The following is a 20180-nucleotide window of genomic DNA, read 5'->3' as shown; positions in this document are numbered from 1 at the left end:
TTCGGGTCGGACGCCGGCAGGTGCTCGGCGCCTGCCTGATTCCGACCCTTACAACGAAGTCGCGCCTTAGGCATAGGCGAGGATCTTGTAATTCCTGGGTTGCCGCTGGCGGCATGACCAGCCCCGGCGACGCTGATCAGCAGCCTTGGTCGGCGCTTGAACAGGCTCACGGCCCAAGAGTGCGAGTAGTGTGATGTTGAAGTTAGCTCGCTTTCAGTTAAACGCCAGAGCGGGTGGTTTAAAACCGTTAGAGGATTCAGCCCACTCCTGGGTACGGTTCTCCAAAAAGTCACGACTGCTCTGGCCTTTACCGCCCGCGCCGCTGGCCGTCATATAGCCGTTGACCGAGTCCGGAGAGAGCTGCTTCAGCACGCCAATCCCAGTCATCAACCATGTAGCCCGATACGCCGGGCTGCCTCAGCTCGCCTTAGCCGCCGCTTCGATCAGCTTGGCGACCGCGTCAGGGTTGGAGACCATCACCACGTGCGAGGCGCCTTTGACGACTACCGTCTGCTTGGAATGCGCCCGCTCGGCCATGAACTGCATGGCCTGGGGCGGGATATTCTTGTCTTTGTCACCGTAGATCCACCACGACGGGAGGGTTTTCCAGGCGGGATCGGTGGCGGCTTCGTTGAGCGCCTCCTCGGTGACCGGCCGCTGCGTGGCGGCCATCAGGCGGGCTTCTGCCTCGGGCACATCGGCGGCGAACTGGCTGTGGAACTTGCTTTGCTGGATGTACAGGTCTTTGCCTCCGCCCGCCAGCTCAACGGGCTTGGCCAGCGCGGGGCCAAGCGTTGCGCCTGGGAATTTCCCGCTGAGCGCCACCGCGCTTTCACCTACCTCCGGTGCAAAGGCGGCAACGTATACCAGCGCTTTGACATTGGCTTGCCCATAGGCGGCTTCGCTGATAACCGGCCCGCCGTAGGAGTGGCCTACCAGCACCACCGGGCTGTCGATGCCCTTGAGCAGGTTGGTGACCGATTCGGCGTCACCTTTGAGGCTGCGCAAGGGGTTGGCGGCAGCAACGACGGTATAGCCGTCTTTTTCCAGCACCTTGATCACACCATTCCAGCTGCTGGAGCCGGCGAAGGCGCCATGCACCAGCACGATGGTGGGTTTGGCGGCTGGGGTGGCGGCCAGGCACAGGGGCGAAGCAACCACGGCCGTGGCAGCGGCTAATGCGGTCAACAACCTGTTCATTGTTATGTCCCTTTGAAGCCGCGCGACCATTCGCACGAAGCTTCACCCCAGCCTAACGGCCCGAGCGCCGCCGGGATTGCACGGCTGTGCTACGGTTTGGCGCACGCGCCGAAAGCTACACCAGCATGTCACCAACCTGTGCGTCGCCCAGGATCTTCAATAAGAAGTCCGCGGCCTGGTCGCCATCGAAATCAATGGCAAGGCTGCTGCCATAGCCCGCTTCGCGCAGTACCGCCGCCCCGGCGGTGCCGTCCAGGGTCGATGCAAAATGAATGGTATCGCTGCCGTCCACAGGCAGCCCGGAAAGGTCGATACGGTCCTGGCCGCTCACAAAATCTATCAGCCGGTCGGGCGCAGCCTGGGTGGAGTCCGCCTCGGTGAAATACACAAAGGTATCGGCGCCTGCGCCTCCCCAGAGCTTGTCCCCGCTTCCGTTGCCGATCAGGTAGTCGTTGCCCGAGCCGCTGAAGGCTTTCTCGATGTTCACACCCTGCGCGATGGACACGTTACCAATCAGCCCGCCCACGTCGGAGAAACCGGTGGGATGAAGGTCGATCCGTTGGTTGGTGTGGTAGCCGGAAAAATCCAGCGTATCCACGCCACCGCCGTCCCACACGGAGAAAACGACCTTGCTGGCCGCCGAGGTCGCGATCATTTCTTCCCGGTTGCTGTTGGAATGAAAACCATACACGGTGCCGCCGCTGCGGGTTTCCAGGTTGGCGCCGTACAGCAACTGCACCGAGGCAATGTCGTCCATCAGCGGCGCCGACGCGTAGGCGCCTTTGAAGTTCTGCCCGCTCCCCGTCTCGGACCAGTAACTCATCACGGTGTAGCCGGTGGAGTCCTCGGCGTACTCACCGGAGAAACCAAATTCGATGTCATAATCAATCGGGTGGGCGAGGCCCAGGTTGTGGCCAAGTTCGTGCACCAGTACTTGCCGCCCATAACTGTTGAGCGCGGCCTGGGCATTGTCCTGGTCGCTCGCGCTCACGTGATACCAGGATTCGCCATCATGCTCATCGCCGGTAGGGTAATAGGCAAAGGCGGTCGCACCGTTGGAGGCCGAATAGTTGGCAAGCGAGAGGTGGGCTTCGCCCCCGCTGGGCGCTTCCTTGAAGGTCAGGTTTGTAACGTCTGCCCATGAACGCATGGCGAGGCGAGCTTGCGCCTCCTGACGCTCTGAGAAGGCGCTGAAGTCCCCCAGGCTGGTGTCATAGTTGTCGGGCTGTTCCCGAGTGAAACTGTACGTCAGCGCCACCGTACCGTTATCGTTCGTATCGGCGATGCTGTAGCCATATCGGGTGATTTCCGCGGCCGCCTGGTCCACGGTGTAGGACGGATAAATGTCATTGACCCAATCCGTTACCCCCCGCTCATAGAGGTGCGAATAGTCGTCCAGGCGTTGATAAGCCTTGCTGGGTTTGGTCAGGTCAACGGTGGTTGCGGCGCGTTCGGCATCAGACATTGGGGAGGCCCCTGTCGGCAGGTATAGCGCGGGTATTTGGAAAGAACCTTGGCCTGCTGCGGCCCTGGCCGGTGAGTTGACGTTGGCACAGGTTATCGCGCTGCGCTGGCGGATCTGCCCAATGGCGCACGTGCGGCGATCGGCGGGCGAGCCCTGCGGGCTGATGCGCCAACCTTCAGTGCCCCTCCGCCTCCCCAAGGTTACCCGTGCATTCGCTGGGCCTGATCTACTATTCGAACGTCATGGCCGCATATAAATCCTCTTTGAATGTAATAGGCGACCGGCGCAGACGTCAAAATTGCCCACTGGAGCAAATCGAGATGAAGCCACACACCTTCCTGAAAGTATTCTCCGCACTTCAGTTCTTGGTGCTGGCAACATTCCTGGTTTCGATTTTCCTCATTCTTTCTCATGAAGAGCTGAAGTTTGACCCTTCGGCCGAAGGCTTGAAGCATGCGCTCGAACTTTTCACCTTTCCACTCGCATGCATTGCAGCCTTCCTGGCTATCATGACTCTTCATGTCGCTGTGCAGCAACTCATTGAATCGAGTTTGCAGAGTGCTGCCGCAGCCTGGGAGACGGTCCAGAGCACTTTCCTTGTATATGCGAAGGATCAATCTGCAGTTCCGCTTTCGTTATTCAGCGACGCTCCCTTCCGAACGCCCTTCAGAAAAGTGGAAGACGCCGAGATGTTTACCGTCGAGTATCCTGTCCCTACCGTCACTCTAAGGCGGCTGCTCGATTCAACCCACAAGACTCAAACCGGCGAGCTTTCCATGAATCCAACTTTAAAAAAGGAGCTTCAGCGCCTTAAATCGACTTTCGATTTGATGCACGATACCGCACAAAATGGACAGGTGGTGTGGCTGGCACACTTTGTCGATCTGGCAGGATTGGTTCGTCAACTCAGAGTGTATTTAGCTGTGCAGACCAAGGGCATGATTACCTGGCAGCTGGAGCATCCTTTGAAAGAACTCAAGGAATACGGTCACAAACGCGTCCTCCCGCTATCGTCTTCCAACGACTTCCCAGGTATTGCTGGCCAGCTTCGTACAGAGCTCTTATGTATCGCTAACGTTTTATTGTTCGCTCAGATCGCTGAAGCAGATGCGACAATTGTAGTAAACATGGCGTTGAGGATTGGAAAAATATGGGCAAACGCCGATATGCGCATGTCCAAGGTCCTCGACGAGAATAGCTTTGAGAATCTCTGGCGCGAACCTCATCTTCTGGACAGCGCAAAATTAGAGATTTAGAGGTGTCACGGCGAATGGTGACGTTCGCCCGCCCGCACATCCCGCTCTTGGTCACTACCCGCCAACACCCCAGCAGTTGACATAGATACGGGCCCATCAGCCGGGTATGAGATACTAGCACCTTGCCTCCCCTCCCATTGAAGACCCGCGCATGTCCTACCGGATCCCCCAAGACCTGCCACTTGATCTTGCGCTCACCGCATTGCTCGAGGCTCAGGTACGTGACGGCCATTACGCCACGCTCGCTGATGCCCGGCACGCTGCCTTGAGGCTCATGCAGGGTTCCAATGCCACGGAGCGTGACGTGTTGGCCGAGGCAGAGGCGGAAACGGCGCTGCACGACTCTATGGATTTCGCTCGCTTGGCCCTTTCTGCGGTGAGCGGCGTTGGCGTGTGGACGTATGAAGTCTCCAACGACTGTTTCTACTGCGACGCGGGTATCAGCGAGTTGTACGGGATCGACCCGGTGCAGGCCGCAGCGGGCATCAAGCGCCAGGACTTCCTTGCCAATGTTCACACCGACGACCTTCTCGCATTGCGAACGACCATGGCGGGCGGGCTGGTGGACAGCGGTGACCTTGAACTTGAGTACCGCATCGTTCATCCGGGCGGTGCAATACGCTGGGTACTCTCACGCGGCCACACCTACTTCAGCAGCGCCGGCGAGCCGGTCCGGCGTACGGGCGTTGGTATCGAGATGACTGCCCAGCGGCTATTGGAACAACAGCTGAGGCAAAGCCAGAAAATGGAAGCGGTGGGGCAACTCACCGGCGGGCTTGCCCACGACTTCAATAACATGCTGACGGGTGTTATCGGCAGCCTGGGTATGCTGAGGTTGCGGATCCGCCAGGGCCGCGTGGAAGAGACCGAGCGCTACCTCGACGCCGCCCACGGTGCTGCCCGCCGCGCCGCCGCTTTAACGCACCGCTTGTTGGCCTTTTCACGTCGGCAGACGTTGGCGCCTACCCCTACGGACATCACCCTTCTGGCCACAGGCATGCTGGAGCTCATTCGAAGTACCGTCGGCCCTTCGGTGCATGTTGAAATTCATGGCGAGCCCACTGACTGGTTGAGCCTGGTTGACGCCAATCAGTTGGAAAATGCCCTGCTCAATTTATGTATCAACGCTCGCGATGCGATGGCCGCGGGAGGCGATCTGATCATCCGCACTGGGGCGTATGTGCTGGATGCAGGTGCTGCCACCGACCGAGACCTGCCTGCCGGGGAATACCTGTTTTTGAGCGTCAGCGACAACGGTAGCGGTATGAGTGCTGATGTGATTGCCCACGCATTCGAACCCTTCTTCACTACCAAGCCCATGGGCGAAGGTACCGGGCTTGGGCTTTCAATGATTCACGGGTTCGTCCGCCAAACAGGCGGCAACGTCCATATCGAGTCGTTTGTCGGCGTGGGTACCACAATCACTCTTTTGCTTCCCAGGTCCAGTACAACCAGCATCCCCGCCGAAATATCCCGTTCACCCTTGCCACGGACAAGGGGCGATAAAGACCAAACAGTGCTTGTAATCGATGACGACGCCACGATTCGGATGCTGATCCGCGATGCACTGAAGGATCAGGGTTACAACGTTCACGAAGCCGAAAATGGGCCGAGCGGCTTGCAGCTGCTCCAATCCAGCAACAGGATTGATTTGCTGGTCACCGACGTTGGCCTGCCGGGCGGCCTCAACGGCCGACAGGTCGCCGACGCGGCAAGGGGCCTTCGTTCCAGGCCTTACCGTGCTGTTTATCACAGGCTACGTGCAGGACGCGCTGAGCTGGGAAAGCATGCTCGAACCCGGCATGCACTTGATGACCAAGCCCTTCCAGATCGATGCGCTCACGAGCCGTGTCGATGGGCTGTTGAGTGACCCCGCACCGTCGCCCTGCACTGACGCCAGCATGAGCTAACCTTTCAGGCCACCTGCTCAGGAACGGTTGCCCGAGCCAACATGCCCGCAGTGGTGCAAACCGCCCGTTAACCGCTGGAGGGAATCGCCATGTCCACTGCTGCCGCTACTCCGTCGCAAACCGGCAAAACCACGATCGATGTGCCTGGCCTGGATGATTCCAGCCACAGCGTGGCCGTGCTGCACAATGGGCAGATTCGAATGGTGGGGCTGCCTTTGAACGGCGAACCCGCTGGCTACACCGTTGTACAGCTAAGCGCATCGGGCCTCTTGGACTTCGCCTACAACCAGGACGGTATCGCGCGGCTGCCGACGACCAACACCCCGGGCGACGGCACCGATTTCACGATGCCCGCCTACGCAAACATTCAAACCAGCCAAATTTCATATCGTGACAATGCCTATCAGCTCGACGTGTACTCCCCGGGGAGCCACCCCAACGAACGTCCCTCGTTGCTTGCAAGCATTCCCCTTCCGTCCGATGGCGCTGTACCGATCGACAGCAGCCTCCAGCTTGCGCCGGAGATACCGAGGTTTTATGGCACCACCCTGGCGAGCGCCCGTACTGACACGTCCCTCTACGTAACGCATGTGTTCGGCAATGGTGTGGTCGACGACCAGTTTGGGGCCGATGGCATCGCCACCTACGCCTTACAACCAGGAACGCAGTACGACGGCCATACGCCGCTCGCCTTGCAAAGCGATGGCAAACTGCTGATCGCAGGCTATGACACGAACGGAACTGACACTGATTTTTCCATTACCCGCTATAACGTGGACGGCACTGTAGATACGAGTTTCGCCGATCACGGTACCGCCACCGTGGACGTTGCCGGCGGCGATGACTTCGCCCACGGCATGGCGATACAAGCGGATGGCAAGGTACTGGTAACCGGCTCAAGCGCTACGGGTGCGGGCGACCAGGATTTTGGCGTGGTGCGCTTGAACGCGGACGGCAGCCTGGACAGCACCTTCGCTGATGGGGGGAAAGCCACCTTCGATTTCAACGGCGAGGCGGACAGCGCGCAGACGGTAACGGTGGTCGCTAACGATAAGATCCTTCTCACGGGCGGGGCTGTGAACAGCCAGGGGGATTCGGACTTCGCTGCCCTGCAACTCAACGCAGATGGCAGCCTGGATACCCACTTCGGCGATTTCGTCGACGGCGTGCACCGCCTCGTCGGCAGCGGGAGCGACGACTTGATAGTAGGCACCGCGGCCGACGAAGTCATTTCCGGCGGCACTGGCAATGACCTGCTTGACGGTGGCGCGGGCCGCGATCAATTGCGAGGCGGCACCCAGATCGATGTGTTCCGGTTTTCCGCCGTCGATGACAGCTACCGTACCGCCACAGAAGCCTTCAGCGACCGCATCGTTGACTTTGACCCCAACGAGGATCGCCTGGACCTGGCCGCTCTCACCTTTACGGGGCTGGGCGATGGCTACGGCCACACCCTGGCAATCAGGGAAAACGCCGATGCCAGCCGCACCTACCTCAAAAGCTTCGAGCCAGACGCCCAGGGCCATCGGTTCGAGATCGTGCTCGATGGCGACCTGGCCAGCCAGCTCAACGACACCAACGTGCTGTTCAGCCCTGAAGTGAGCCAGGGTACCGACGGGCCCGACTATTTCGGCACCACCGCCGCTACGTCCGAGATGCTGGGAAGAGCGGGCAACGACAATATCTTCGGCAACCTGGGCAATGACACACTCATTGGCGGCGGCGGTAGCGATCGTTTGTCTGGTTATGCCGGGGCGGACACTTTTCGCTTCACCGCCCTCGAGGACAGCTATCGCAACAACACCATGAGTTTCAGCGATCGAATCCTGGACTTTAACGTGTACGACGATCGGATCGACGTGTCGGCCTTGGGGTTCACCGGCCTCGGCGACGGGCACAACGGCACCCTGGCCGTGGTAGTCGGTGCCAACGGCGACGATACCTACCTGAAAAACTATGACGCCAACGCCGACGGCGAGCGCTTTCAGCTGACCTTGGCCGGCGACCTGGGCGCCACCTTGAGCAATGACCAGTTCGTGTTCGCCCAACCGGGCGATGCCGCCGAACCCGTGCTGCTAGGCGTGGCAGCGGATCATCACACGGTTGGATAACTTGGAATCCCCCATTGCGCCCCCATAACGGGATGTACTGATCTTCTCCCAGGGAAATACACACCATGACCAGCCAAACCGAAACCGCCATCCTTGCCGGCGGCTGCTTCTGGGGCATGCAGGACCTGTTGCGCCGCTACCCCGGCGTGTTGCACACCCGGGTGGGCTATACCGGCGGCGATGTTCCGAACGCCACCTACCGCAATCATGGTAATCACGCCGAAGCCATCGAGATCACCTTCGACCCGGCGGTGATCAGTTACCGGCAGATCCTCGAGTTTTTCTTCCAGATTCACGACCCGAGCACGCCCAACCGCCAAGGCAACGACCTGGGCCCCAGTTACCGCTCGGCGATCTATTACCTGAGCGAAGAGCAGCGCGACATCGCTGAAGATACCGCCGCCGACGTGGACGCCTCCAAGTTGTGGCCTGGCCGTGTGGTGACTGAAATCGAAGCGGCGGGGCCGTTCTGGGAAGCGGAGCCCGAGCATCAGGATTACCTGGAGAGGATACCCAACGGCTACACCTGCCACTTCATTCGGCCGAACTGGAAGCTGCCAAAGCGCGGCTAAGGTGCCTTAGGCGGGGGCGCTTCGGGTCGGGGGCTTGGCCGTCACGCCGGCCCCTACAGGCTTATCCCCGCATCTGCGCCCAACAGCCCTAACGTCTCCGCCTGTGGCGTGATCAGTAGGTTATCCCCATCGAATGCGTCCAGCAGGTTCCCGACCATCCTTACCTGAAACCGCTGCCCCTGAGCGTCGCCGTCCAGGTCGCTCAGGTAAGTGCGGTCCAGCCGTTCGTTGTAGCTAACCTTCAGCGTGCCGTCGTGGCCGTTGCCCAAGCCAGTGAAATCCAACAGCCTGAGGTCGATCCTGTCCCGGTATACCGAAAAATCGGTGAGGGTATCCACCGTATTACCTTGATCGGAGCGAGCGCTTTCACTAACGCTGGTGTAGCGGTAAATATCCATGCCCGAGCCGCCGGTCAACCGGTCCGCGCCCATGCCGCCCACAAGCAGGTCGTTGCCGGTCCCGCCATCAAGCCGGTCGTTGCCGCCAGCGCCTCGCAACGTATCGTTGCCCGACAGCCCCTTGAGGTAGTCCGAACCGGCCAGCCCACGATAGTTGTCTGCCTCGGTAGGCAAGGTGCGATACACCTGGGTGCCTTGCGAGTGCGCCCAGATGATGTTCGCACCCGCCAGCCCTTCGCTGTAATCACCGAGCAACTGCAGCTCGAAATGGTCGCCGTTACGGTCTTCGATCAAGGACTTTAGAATGGTGCGGGTACCCGCGGCGTTCACGGTCAGTTTCAAGGTGCCGCCCAAGCCATCCCCCAGCTCGAAAAAGCCCAGCGCGGACACGTCGATCATGTCCCCCTCCGAGCCGTCGAAATCAGTGAGCGTATCGCGCCGCGGATCATTGCTGACGGTGGCGTCACGCAGGCTGTCGCTCAATTGGGTATACACGAAGAGGTCCGCGCCCTCCCCGCCCGTCAATTGGTCGCCGTCCGCGCCCCCTACCAACAGGTCATCGCCATCATTGCCGAAGAGCACGTCGCTTTTCCCCCTGCCGTACAGCGTCTCTGCGGCGAGGGTGCCGTGCAGGCTGTCCGAGCCCTGGCGGCCATTGATGGCCTGCTGGAAGCTCGCGTCGGTGAGGCTGCGGCTGCCCCTTCCAGCGCCAACTCGAACTGGTTGCCCTGGCTGTCGGGGTCCAGGCTGGTGAAATACGTCACGTCCCGGGCAGAATCGTAGGTCACCTTCAGGGTGCCGAAATGCCCGTCGCCCACGCCCTTCTACCCTAGCGCGGTGAGGTCAAAGCGGTCCTGCCCGTAGGCGAAGTCAGTGATCAGGTCTGTCTGGCTCCCGGCCTCGTTACGGTAGCTGTCGCTGGTGGCCAGGTACCGAAACACATCGTTGCCGGTACCGCCTACCAGACGGTCACCACCACGGCCCCCGATCAGCACGTCGTCATTATTGTCACCGTTGAGCCGGTCATCTCCGTCATTGCCGAACACCACGTCCCGGGCCAGGGTGCCGGTGAGCGCGTCGGTGCCGCCCGTGCCAAAGGTAAACGCGTACTCCCGGTTGCCCAGGGAAACGCTATGGGCGCCCTGTACGGTCACGTTATCGACCATCTGGCTGATCACGTTGTCTATCACGCGGTTGTAGTCACCGGCGTTGGGCGCTTCGACGATCCCCCGCTGACCGGGGTGTTCCCCTGTTACAAGGTTGCCGCGCACCGTCACATCCCTTGCGAAGCGCTGCGGCGCGGCGTCGAGCCAGATCTCCGCGGTTGCGCCGGCCAGCGAGTTGCCATGCAGCGTGTTGTAGGCAATCTCCCCTTCGCGCCCGCCGGCGCTATGAATGCCATAACCGGCGTTGTTGTTGACCTCGAGCCCCTGACCTGAAAGCCATCCACGGCATTGATCAACACGCCATTGCCGCCATTGGCAAGCGTAATGCCGCCGTCCACGATCGCTTGCTGGTCGCTCAACGGCTGCTCGCCCAGGCGAATGCCATCACCGCCGTTGCGCGAGGCTTCGCTGTCCTCCAGCCGCACATTGCCGCCAAGGCTGTAGCCCGCACCGAGGTTCAGGTATGAAGCGTTGTCCTGGAGCAGAACCACCGCGGCGGTGTCGGCCGCAATCCCGTCCAGGCCGTTCTGACGCGCCACGCAATTGCGCACAGTCACCTCTCCCTGTGCGCTGCGCAGGTCAATTCCGTAACCGGAGCCGCCCACCGCCTCTACGGCGTCCAGCAGCAGGTTGGTGGTGCCATTGGTACTCCAGCAATCGGACACGCCCCTTTCACCTCGCCCATTCCCATCGAGGGTAAGGCGGTTGATTTCCAGGTTGTCCCCCGCACCACGCAGCAGCCCGGTCACCAGGTCGTTGCTGTCGTCCAGCTTGATCACAGTCAAGCCCATGCCCGCGCCATCCAGCGCCACATTGTCTTTGAGCAACAAGCCAGTGTGATCGCTGCCAGGACTGATGCGGTACGTGCCCGCCGGCAGGATCACTCGCCCGCCCCCCGCCGCAGCGGCGGCATCGATCGCCGCCTGTACCGCCAAAGTGTCGTCCGTTACCCCGTCGCCTGTGGCGCCGAAGTCCTTCACATCAAATAGCGTAGCCATGGCTACCTCCCAACCGCGAACGTTCGCAATGGGTGGGTACGGCAAGTGGAACGGCGCGGTGAATCAAGGCTAGCAGGTGGGGGTGCAGGCGTACCTGGCGCGCCGTGGGCTACGGCCTGGCTTCAAAATGCGCACTCAGGCTTACCAGCCGCTGAGTAGCCTGGCCAAGCAAGCCTGAACTGCCTTCCAGCACACCGGCCTCCTGAACATTGCCTTTGGCAACTTCTTGCAGCTGCTCAAGGTGCTCGCTCACGTCGCTGCTGTTGGAGGATTGAATCTCCGTGCTGGCGGCGATCTGCAGGTTCATAGCACTGATCTGCGCGATTTCCCCAGCGACCTGACGAAGCAGCCCTGCCGCTTGCTGGCTCCCGGCCACGCAGCGCCCTACACTTTGGCGGCTGTGCCCCATGGCGGCTGTGGCCTGGGCCGTGCTTTGCTGCAAACGCTCGATCAACGCGTTTACATCCGAGGTAGAGCGGGCTGTGCGCTGGGCGAGGTTGCGCACCTCATCCGCGACCACTGCAAACCCTCTCCCTTGATCACCGGCTCGGGCGGCCTCGATAGCGGCATTGAGTGCCAGAAGATTGGTTTGTTCGGCGATCCCGCGGATAACCTCCAGCACCTGGCCGATTTCATTCGACGCCTCGGTGAGCACCTGCATGTCGCGGTCCGCCACATCAATATTGCGAGAAAGCGTGTCCACTTCCTCACGAATGGCTTCTACGGCCGCTGTACTTTCCCGGGAGCGATCGTTGATCGCCAACGCCACCACCGACGCCTGGTTGGCGCAGCTTGCCACCTCTGAGATCGAGCCCGTCAGGGTACCTATGGCGCCATTCATTCGCTCGGCAACCTCCATCTGACGACCAGCCCCGCTGCGAATCACTGTTGTGACCGAGCTCAGGCTACCGCTCATTTTGCCGAGCGTTTCGGCTTCATCAATAAGCTCACTGACCATCCGCTCCAGCTGGTCGAGGAAGGCGTGAAAGCGGGAAATCACCGGCCCGCAGGTCTGGCTGCGATAACTCAGGGCCATCTTCCCATGGTTGGTATCCAAATGGCTGACGATGTCCAGCAATGCATCGCCTTCACGCGCTTCGGCCTGGCTGCGTACCGCCATGTAAACCAAAATGCTGCTCTCCACCACGACGTAGGCGGCATGCAGCAACACGATGCTCAAGTGGTGATGAGGCGTTACATGAACGGCAGCGAGGTGCTGTTGAAGGAAGAAAAACAGAAGGTGGTGTGCGGCGATGGTGCCCGCGGCCACTACGATCGGAAGCCAGTCCCTGTAAAACACCAGAAAGGCGAGCAGAACGAAGATGCCGAAATGCAGTTCGGTCATCCCTTCGCTCTGGTTGATATGCAAGGCCGCGAGCACCATGAAGCCAACGCCCATGGCGCACCGCAACACCCTTGAACCGGGCATAAGCTGGCGCAAAACCGTTAGCACAAGGGCGCTGGAGCCGCCCACGGCGAGGGCCTGGCCCCAGGTGTCGGTGGCCATGCCCAGCCCCAGCGACGCGGCGAACATCAGCCACACAACGGCCAGCATGATGGTGTCCGCTTTACGGTAGTGCTGCTCAAGGTGGGTCAGGGACCGGCTCATAAAATGCCTATATAGAAAGAAATGCGGACGGATTGGCTCCTTGTCCATTCCCTTTCTGGTATCGGCGCAGCCCCTCGCTAATTTAACCCAGGCGATTGTTTCCGCTGAACGGCCTAGCCCTGCGGCCACACCCTATCTGCGCCGGATGCACCGCTGGCACGCTGCCCTTGCATCGCCTTGCGCCGCGCCTTCACCGCCGCCTGGTCGTACGCCAGCCAGAAGTACAGCGGGCAGGTCACCGCTATCCCGACAACCCAGGACAAATCCGCCCCGGGCACCAGGTTGGCATAGGGCCCCACGAACAGCGCCGTGTTGGCAAACGGCAGCTGGGCCATGATCCCGACGGCGTAAGCACCGATGGCGTGGCCGTCGAAGCGCCCATACAGGCCGCCATCGGCGCGGAACAGTGACGGTACGTCGTACAAGCCGTACTTGATCAAGTAGAAGTCGATCAGGTTGATGGACGCCCACGGCACCAGAATCAACAGCAGTGCCAGGATCAAACCAATGAAGCGGCTGATGAAATCCGCCGACGCACCTAGCGCCGTGAAGCAACAGGCCGCCAGCACCACAGCCGATAGCAGCACCTTTACGTTCACCGTGGGCGTCCAGCCGGCGGCGAAGGTCTGGATCGAGGTGATGATCGACAGTACCGCGCCGTAGAGGTTGAGGGCGTTGTGGCTGATGATATTAAGCAGGAACAGCACCATCAGCACCGGGCCAAGGGCACCGGTGGCTTGCTCCACCGCCTGCATGGCTTCGGTGCCGGGGGCGCTTGCCAGCACCACTACAGCGCCGAAGCTGAATGACAGGATCGTGCCCAGGGTTGCGCCGAGGTAGGTGGCGATAAAGGGCTTCCATACCCCCACCGATGGCGGCAGGTAACGCGAGTAGTCACTGGTGTAAGGGGAGAAACTGATCTGCCAGATCACCCCAAGGGACAGCGTGGCAATGAACCCGCTGAGGTTGAAAGCACCGCGGCCAAGGAAGTCGGCCGGCAGCGGTTGGGTCAGCACCATGGCGAAACCGGCCAGCAGCGCCAGGCCCATCACCCAGGTGCCCAGGCGGTTCAAGCCGTGAATGAAGCGGTAGCCGAGCACGCCGATCACCGTCGCGGCCAAAGCCCCGAGAAGAATGCCGCCTTCGAGCGGCACCGCTGGGGCCAGGCTATGGATGGACTTGCCGGCCAACACGATATTCGAAATGAAGAACCCCACGTAGATCAGCGCCGTGACGCACACGATCAACAGCGCGCCGTAGCGGCCGAACTGGCCACGGCTCTGCACCATTTGGGGAATGCCCAGCCTTGGCCCCTGGGCTGACGCCAATGCGATCACGACGCCGCCGAGGGCGTTGCCCAGCACGATGGCCACCAACCCCCAGAGCAGGTTCAGGTGGAATACCTGAACCACCATCGCGCCGGTCACGATAGGCAGCGGTGCAATATTGGTGCTGAACCAGAGGGTGAAGAGGTCGCGCACGCTGCCGTGGCGAGCACTGAGCGGCACCTGATCGACCGTGTGGTTTTCGATCAAGGCAGAGCGGGTCTGTTCAGACATGCGGGGGTCTCGTGTTTGTCTGTTGTTGTAGTTGTATGAAGCCAAACCGGGAGAACCGCAGGCGGCCTCCGACGGAACACACCGTATTATGGTATTCCATAAATCTCAACCCTCTTCCCCACCTCCATCGCATGCCGAGCATGTGAAGCGGACCTTAATACAGGGTGCAGGCACCGTAACCCTTGGCGGAGCGCCACCTGTCGGCTCAAAATCCCTTGCGACCGCGCGTATTATGGTATACCAATATGTGACGGTTCGAATCCATCCGGTGCTCGCCCTTGTCACCACAGCGGGCACCCACAACAAGCACAGGTAGGCCGAGATGAAATTTTCGCTGTTCGTACACATGGAACGCTGGGATGAGCAGGTCAGCCATCGTCAACTGTTCGAAGACCTGACCGAACTCACCCTGATGGCTGAGGCCGGAGGGTTCAGCACCGTGTGGATCGGGGAGCACCATGCGATGGAATACACCATCTCTCCCAGCCCGATGCCGCTGCTGGCCTACCTGGCCGCACGTACCACGACCATTCGTCTGGGGGCCGGCACCATCATCGCCCCCTTCTGGCACCCGCTGCGGGTGGCCGGTGAATGCGCCCTGCTCGATGTGATCAGCAACGGACGCATGGAAGTGGGCCTGGCCCGCGGCGCCTATCAGGTGGAATTCGACCGCATGGCCGGCGGCATGCCTGCATCCAGTGGCGGCAATGCCCTGCGTGAGATGGTCCCGGTGGTGCGCAAGCTGTGGGAAGGCGACTACGCCCATGACGGTGAGATCTGGAAATTCCCGGTGTCCACCAGCGTGCCCAAGCCGATCAACACCCCTCCGATCTGGATCGCAGCGCGGGATCCGGATTCCCACAACTTCGCGGTCAAGCACGGCTGCAACGTAATGGTCACGCCGCTGATGAAGGGCGATGAAGAAGTGGTAGACCTGAAGAACAAGTTCGAGGCCGCCTTGGCCAACAACCCTGACGTTCCCAGGCCGCAGCTGATGGTGCTGCGCCACACCCATGTGCATGCCGAGGACGATCCTGAAGGCTGGCAGGTGGGCGCCAAGGCTATCTCGCGCTTCTATCGCACCTTCGATGCCTGGTTTGGCAACAAGGAAGCGCCAGTCAATGGCTTCCTCCAGCCCAGCCCGGAATCCAAGTTCGCCGAGCGCCCGGAATTCCAGCTGGAGAACATCCACAAGAACACCATGATCGGCACGCCAAGCGAGGTGATCGAGCGTATTCGCTATTACCAGGAACTGGGCGTGGATGAATTCAGCTTCTGGTGCGACAACAGCCTGCCCCATGCCGAGAAGAAAAAATCCCTGGCGTTATTTATCGAGCAAGTGGTGCCAGCGTTTCGATAATCAAAAGGCTTGCGCAATGGTAGGTCCGAAATGAGCTTGGGCCTGCCACCAGCGAGGAAAGACTTTCAAGCCCTCTAGGACAATCTTTCCAGAGCGAATGATTACGCTTTATTTCAAAACCATACCGAAATGTATATTTTGTAAATAATATTTACTATCATTTGCGAACAATTGACATTTGCACGCGCCACGGTAGTGGCCGTGTGCAATCCTGTCGCCCCGGCCGCTCCTGTGTTCTACCTCATCACATGGAGCGATGCCGATGTACCCTGCCTTCAAACCCCGCCACTTGTCCCTCGCGCTGCTGGCCATGACGGCCCCGCTGCAGGCCGCCGAAGACACTGAAAAGCGTGACGGCACAGTGCTCAGCGCCCCCGCCCCTGTAGAACTCGAAGCCACGTTGGTCACAGCCGAACAGGAACTGCGCCAAGCCCCCGGTGTTTCGATCATCACCAGCGAAGACCTCAAGAAGCGGCCACCGGTCAATGACATTTCGGACCTTGTGCGACGCATGCCCGGGGTGAACCTTACCGGCAACAGCGCCAGCGGCCAGTACGGTAATAACCGGCAGATCGACCTGCGCGGCATGGGCCCGGAAAACACGCTGATCCTGATCGATGGCAAGCCCGTTACCTCGCGCAACTCAGTGCGCATGGGCCGCAGCGGCGAGCGCAATACCCGTGGCGACAGTAATTGGGTACCGGTGGAGGCGATCGAGCGCATCGAAGTGCTGCGCGGCCCGGCAGCCGCCCGCTATGGTTCCGGCGCGGCGGGTGGTGTGGTCAACATCATCACCAAGGCGCCCACGGCCAAACACAGCGGTTCGGTGACCACCTACTTCAACCAACCTGAACACAGCGACGAAGGCGCGACGAAGCGCATCGGCTTCAATGCGGCAGGCCCCTTGGCGGACCAGTTTTCCTACCGCGTGTACGGTAACTTCAACAAAACCGACGCCGACGACCTTGCCCTTAACCAGAACTACGCAGCCAGCGCCACCTCCACGCCGCCAGCCGGGCGTGAAGGCGTGCGCAATAAAGACATCGACGGCCTGCTGCGTTGGGACCTGGACCCACGGCAAACCCTTGAGCTGGAAGCCGGCTACAGCCGCCAAGGCAACATCTACGCCGGTGACCGCGCAGTGAACGGCAGCGGCAGTGCGCTTCTGACGGAGCTGGCCAACAGCGGCGCAGAAACCAACGTGATGTACCGTCAGACCGGTTCGGTGACCCACCGTGGGGACTGGGATTTCGGCACTTCTCAGGTGGTGGCATCCTTTGAAAATACCCGCAACAGGCGCCTCAACGAAGGGCTCGCCGGCGGCCCGGAAGGCAGCATCGGCAATGCGAGCAGCCGCTCTACGTCCGAACTGAACCATTACCGCTTCGCCGGCGAGCTGAACATTCCCGTGGAATGGGGCTTCACCCAGGTAGTCACCTTGGGCACTGAGGCCACCCGAGACAAACTCGATGACCCCTATTCCAACTCCCAGGCGCTGAACGGTGGCGCGATCCCGGGCATCTCGGCCAACCGTTCCGGCGAAAGCGACGCGCACAACTATGCGCTTTTCATGGAAGACAACATCGAGCTGAGCTCAGGCTGGACACTCACCCCCGGGGTGCGCTTCGACCGCCAGAGCGACTTTGGCGGCAACTGGAGCCCCAGCCTGAACAGCGCCTACAAACTCACCGATACAGTGACCCTCAAAGCCGGCATCGCCCGCGCGTTCAAAGCGCCCAACCTGTACCAGAGCAACCCCAACTACCTGTATTACACCCGGGGCACGGGTTGCCCCGTTACCGCGCCTAACCTGGGCAGTGGTTGTTACGTGTTGGGCAATGACCACCTCGACGCTGAAACCAGCGTGAACAAGGAAGTAGGCGTGGCCTTTGCCGACAACGGCTGGGTGGCGGGGCTGACGTATTTTCATAACGACTACAAGAACAAGATCGTCGCCGGCATGGATGAAATCGCGCAAACCAGCATTCGCGGCCGCGTGTTCCAGTGGGAAAACGCGCCCAAGGCAGTGGTCGCCGGTTGGGAGGGCAACCTTACCGTGCCATTGTTGGGTAACGCCGGCGACGTGCTGAGCTGGACCACCAACGTCACCTACATGATCGAGAACCACAATAAGGTCACCAACGAGCCGCTGTCGGTGATCCCCGAGTACACCATCAACTCGATGCTGGATTGGGCGGCCACCGAGAACCTTGACCTGTCCCTCAACATGACCCACTACGGCGAACAGGAGCCGCGCAGCTTGACCGGTACCGGGGCCAACGCGGCCGGCGCTGCACTGGAAAAACGCGGCGCCTACACCTTGTTCGGCACTACCGCCAACTACCGCTTGAGCAAAACCTGGAGCGTCACGGCAGGCGTGAACAATCTGTTCGACAAACGCCTGTTCCGCGAGGACAACTCTGGTAATGCCGGCGCGGCGACCTACAACGAACCGGGCCGCGCGTACTTTGCTTCGGTGACGGCAGAGTTCTGACCAAAGGTGGCCTGGCTTGCCACCTCACCTTAGGCGGCAGTCTCGGCCACGCCCAGCAATTCAACGTCATTGGCCGGCGCAGGCGCGAACACAAAGTTCTCCTCTGTCAGCACCCGGCTGAGGTCGCCGTTGAGCGTGAGTTGAAAGCGTTGGCCGGCGGTATTGGTGTCATAGCTTTTGAGGTAGGTATCCACGCTTTGGAACAGGTTTGACTCGCCCACGCTGATAGCCAAGGTGCCGTTGTGACCATCGCCCAGCCCGGTGAACCCCAGCGCGGCGACGTCGATACGGTCCACGTACACCTCAAACTCGAGAATACGGTCGCTGTAGGTCTGGCCGGCATCGCGATAACTGTCCGTAAGCTCGGTGTAGCGGAACGTGTCCGTGCCCGTTCGGCCATTGAGCACATCACGGCCCGCGCCGCCTTCGAGCGTATCGTTCCCAAAACCGCCTATCAGCTTATCGTCGCCGCCATACCCAAGCACCTCCGACGCAAGGTGAGTGGCCTCGATTCTCTGCTTGCCATCATTGCCCTCCAGAATGGCAGGCACGAAACCGATATTTGTCTCATTCAACTGGCCGCTGAGGTCGCCCTCCAATGCCACTTCGAAACGCTGGCCGTTGGCATCTGCCTCGAAGCTTTTAAGGTAAGTGCGGGTACCGCTGGCGTTGACGCTCACGGCCAGCGTGTTTTCGCGGCCGTCACCTAGCCCTGTAAAGCCCAACGCCGTCAGGTCGATCACGTCCTGAGTGGGATCGAAATCCACAATGCCGTCGCCGAAGCGTTCGTTGGCGGTGCGGTAACTGTCGCCGCGCTCGCTGAAACGAAACACGTCCTGGCCCTCGCCGCCTCTGAGCCGGTCACGGCCGGCCCCGCCGTCAAGCAGGTCCTCGCCGCCTTGGCCTGAAAGCAGCTCAGCGCTCGCGGTACCCACCAGCAGGTTCTCCGAGTGACTGCCGGTGATACGGTGCAGGCCGTCCGCCGGATCGCCGAATGCCGTGTCCAGCAAGCCATCGGCGGTGAACTGCACGGCCGCGATGTCGGTATTGCCCTGTGCATTTACAGCGCTGCCGGTCACTAGAATGTCGCCGTTTCTCCGCACCTCAACTGTTTGAGCGGCGTCACGCCCGCCTTCAAAATCAACGGTCACTTTGCCGCCGTTACCGAAGCCCGTGTCCAGGCTGCCATCGGCATTGAGGCGGATCACGCTCAGGTCATAGTCGCCGCGGCTGGTTTCACTGGTGCCCACGATAAGGATCTTGCCATCGTCCTGCACGGTGACGGCACGGGCGAAATCATCGCCTGGCCCGATTGCGTAAGTAGCGGTACCGTTAGCGCCAAAGTTGGTGTCCCGGGTTCCGCTGGCATTGAACCGCACCACACTAAAATCCGCGCTCGCACCGGCTTCGCTATAACCGGCGACCACGATCTGGCCACCAGGCTCTAGCGCAAGCGGCGTTGCGCCGTCGAAAGCCAGGCCTTGTGGCAGTGTCAGCGTGGCAACGGGCGAATCTCCGAAGAACGGGTAAAGTGCCCCGACGCTGTCGAAGTACGCCACGGTCAGGGCGGAGTCACTACGTGCACTGGCCAGCACAGCGCTGTTCCCTTGCGTTTGCACGTTGCTGTAGAACGGCGCAGAGGTGCCCATGGGCAGCACCACGGCGCCCCACTCGGCCGGCGGCCCGCTGAGCCAGCTTCTGGTAGAAAGGATGTTGAGGGTGTAAGCGCCCCCCTCCTCGCTCACTCCGCTGGTCAGGATATCCCCGTAAGGGCCGCCGGCCAGGCCACCGTTGTCCTCGAAGCGGCCAAGTTGCGGCACACGCCCTACCCCATCCTCGCTGTAGTCGTAATTCAGCTGGCCATCGTCGCCCAGCAGGGCCAAGGCATAGTCATCGCTGCGACCGTTGGACGTAAGGCCTACTATCCATGCACTTCCCACCGTGGGCCTGGCGCTGTAGCTGAAATCGTCATTGCCTGAAAAGTCGATCAGGGTTTTACCGGTGCGTAACGGTTCGGTGGTAGGCATGGCAGGCTCCAGGGTCGAACCGAAGGCGGTTCGCAGGATGCTTAAGTGTAGTTGG

Annotated in this window: 14 protein-coding genes and 1 pseudogene; 6 read left to right on the top strand and 9 right to left on the bottom strand. The window is 60.8% G+C overall.

The features are described 5' to 3' along the window. Positions 1–264 precede the first annotated feature (264 nt). The 3 genes and pseudogenes from LG385_RS06645 to LG385_RS06635 all read right to left on the bottom strand — a co-directional run. Positions 265–387 (bottom strand): annotated as a pseudogene (locus LG385_RS06645) (carboxymuconolactone decarboxylase family protein); the annotation flags it as partial. 30 nt (positions 388–417) lie between these two features. Then, on the bottom strand, positions 418–1200 hold the full coding sequence (locus LG385_RS06640; RefSeq protein ID WP_225773411.1) for an alpha/beta fold hydrolase: 783 nt from the start codon (positions 1198–1200) through the stop codon (positions 418–420). A gap of 115 nt (positions 1201–1315) precedes the next feature. Then, the gene (locus LG385_RS06635) at positions 1316–2665 is read right to left on the bottom strand and encodes a M10 family metallopeptidase C-terminal domain-containing protein (protein ID WP_225773409.1); all 1350 of its coding nucleotides are present in this window, start codon (positions 2663–2665) and stop codon (positions 1316–1318) included. Between the two features lie 320 nt (positions 2666–2985). Between LG385_RS06635 and LG385_RS06630 the strand changes: the two genes are divergently transcribed. The 4 genes from LG385_RS06630 to msrA all read left to right on the top strand — a co-directional run bounded on the left by LG385_RS06630 (position 2986) and on the right by msrA (position 8514). Continuing rightward, positions 2986–3921 carry a hypothetical protein gene (locus LG385_RS06630; protein ID WP_225773407.1) on the top strand — a complete coding sequence of 312 codons (936 nt, stop codon included), beginning with the start codon at positions 2986–2988 and terminating at the stop codon, positions 3919–3921. Between the two features lie 151 nt (positions 3922–4072). Continuing rightward, positions 4073–5791, top strand: coding sequence for a PAS domain-containing hybrid sensor histidine kinase/response regulator (locus LG385_RS06625; RefSeq protein WP_225773405.1), 1719 nt, complete (start codon positions 4073–4075; stop codon positions 5789–5791). 129 nt (positions 5792–5920) lie between these two features. Next, entirely contained in the window at positions 5921–7942 is a 2022-nt protein-coding gene (locus LG385_RS06620) for a type I secretion target (RefSeq protein WP_225773403.1), read from the top strand. 65 nt (positions 7943–8007) lie between these two features. Next, positions 8008–8514 carry a peptide-methionine (S)-S-oxide reductase MsrA gene (gene msrA / locus LG385_RS06615; RefSeq protein WP_225773401.1) on the top strand — a complete coding sequence of 169 codons (507 nt, stop codon included), beginning with the start codon at positions 8008–8010 and terminating at the stop codon, positions 8512–8514. Positions 8515–8567: 53 nt separating this feature from the next. On the opposite strand, the gene LG385_RS06610 is transcribed toward msrA, so the two are convergent. The 5 genes from LG385_RS06610 to LG385_RS06590 all read right to left on the bottom strand — a co-directional run bounded on the left by LG385_RS06610 (position 8568) and on the right by LG385_RS06590 (position 14244). Further along, positions 8568–9518 carry a M10 family metallopeptidase C-terminal domain-containing protein gene (locus tag LG385_RS06610; RefSeq protein WP_225776185.1) on the bottom strand — a complete coding sequence of 317 codons (951 nt, stop codon included), beginning with the start codon at positions 9516–9518 and terminating at the stop codon, positions 8568–8570. Between the two features lie 218 nt (positions 9519–9736). Next, positions 9737–10183, bottom strand: coding sequence for a calcium-binding protein (locus LG385_RS06605; RefSeq protein ID WP_225773399.1), 447 nt, complete (start codon positions 10181–10183; stop codon positions 9737–9739). Between the two features lie 2 nt (positions 10184–10185). Then, entirely contained in the window at positions 10186–11076 is an 891-nt protein-coding gene (locus LG385_RS06600; protein WP_225773397.1) for a glycosyl hydrolase family 28-related protein, read from the bottom strand. 109 nt (positions 11077–11185) lie between these two features. Next, positions 11186–11917, bottom strand: coding sequence for a methyl-accepting chemotaxis protein (locus LG385_RS25650; protein WP_225776184.1), 732 nt, complete (start codon positions 11915–11917; stop codon positions 11186–11188). Between the two features lie 881 nt (positions 11918–12798). After that, a complete protein-coding gene (locus tag LG385_RS06590) occupies positions 12799–14244 on the bottom strand; it encodes a purine-cytosine permease family protein (RefSeq protein ID WP_225773395.1) in 1446 nt (481 codons plus the stop codon). A 322-nt stretch (positions 14245–14566) separates the two neighbouring features. Here LG385_RS06590 and LG385_RS06585 point away from each other — a divergent pair, with 322 nt between their 5' ends. Further along, complete coding sequence (locus LG385_RS06585; protein ID WP_225773393.1) at positions 14567–15604, top strand: LLM class flavin-dependent oxidoreductase; 1038 nt, start codon at positions 14567–14569, stop codon at positions 15602–15604. 262 nt (positions 15605–15866) lie between these two features. Beyond that, positions 15867–18098, top strand: coding sequence for a TonB-dependent siderophore receptor (locus LG385_RS06580; protein ID WP_225773391.1), 2232 nt, complete (start codon positions 15867–15869; stop codon positions 18096–18098). Positions 18099–18127: 29 nt separating this feature from the next. On the opposite strand, the gene LG385_RS06575 is transcribed toward LG385_RS06580, so the two are convergent. After that, the gene (locus LG385_RS06575) at positions 18128–20125 is read right to left on the bottom strand and encodes a M10 family metallopeptidase C-terminal domain-containing protein (protein WP_225773389.1); all 1998 of its coding nucleotides are present in this window, start codon (positions 20123–20125) and stop codon (positions 18128–18130) included. Positions 20126–20180 lie beyond the last annotated feature (55 nt).

This window comes from Pseudomonas sp. Marseille-Q5115, from assembly GCF_916618905.1.
GTDB lineage: Bacteria > Pseudomonadota > Gammaproteobacteria > Pseudomonadales > Pseudomonadaceae > Aquipseudomonas > Aquipseudomonas japonica_A.
Note: the sequence above shows the minus strand (reverse complement) of the source record. Positions and strands in the feature narration are given on the sequence as shown.

Coding starts and splice junctions, on each gene's coding strand:
- LG385_RS06640 (WP_225773411.1), bottom strand. CDS start 1,200: ATGAACAGGTTGTTGACCGCATTAGCCGCTGCCACGGCCGTGGTTGCT.
- LG385_RS06635 (WP_225773409.1), bottom strand. CDS start 2,665: ATGTCTGATGCCGAACGCGCCGCAACCACCGTTGACCTGACCAAACCC.
- LG385_RS06630 (WP_225773407.1), top strand. CDS start 2,986: ATGAAGCCACACACCTTCCTGAAAGTATTCTCCGCACTTCAGTTCTTG.
- LG385_RS06625 (WP_225773405.1), top strand. CDS start 4,073: ATGTCCTACCGGATCCCCCAAGACCTGCCACTTGATCTTGCGCTCACC.
- LG385_RS06620 (WP_225773403.1), top strand. CDS start 5,921: ATGTCCACTGCTGCCGCTACTCCGTCGCAAACCGGCAAAACCACGATC.
- msrA (WP_225773401.1), top strand. CDS start 8,008: ATGACCAGCCAAACCGAAACCGCCATCCTTGCCGGCGGCTGCTTCTGG.
- LG385_RS06600 (WP_225773397.1), bottom strand. CDS start 11,076: ATGGCTACGCTATTTGATGTGAAGGACTTCGGCGCCACAGGCGACGGG.
- LG385_RS25650 (WP_225776184.1), bottom strand. CDS start 11,917: ATGAATGGCGCCATAGGTACCCTGACGGGCTCGATCTCAGAGGTGGCA.
- LG385_RS06590 (WP_225773395.1), bottom strand. CDS start 14,244: ATGTCTGAACAGACCCGCTCTGCCTTGATCGAAAACCACACGGTCGAT.
- LG385_RS06585 (WP_225773393.1), top strand. CDS start 14,567: ATGAAATTTTCGCTGTTCGTACACATGGAACGCTGGGATGAGCAGGTC.
- LG385_RS06580 (WP_225773391.1), top strand. CDS start 15,867: ATGTACCCTGCCTTCAAACCCCGCCACTTGTCCCTCGCGCTGCTGGCC.
- LG385_RS06575 (WP_225773389.1), bottom strand. CDS start 20,125: ATGCCTACCACCGAACCGTTACGCACCGGTAAAACCCTGATCGACTTT.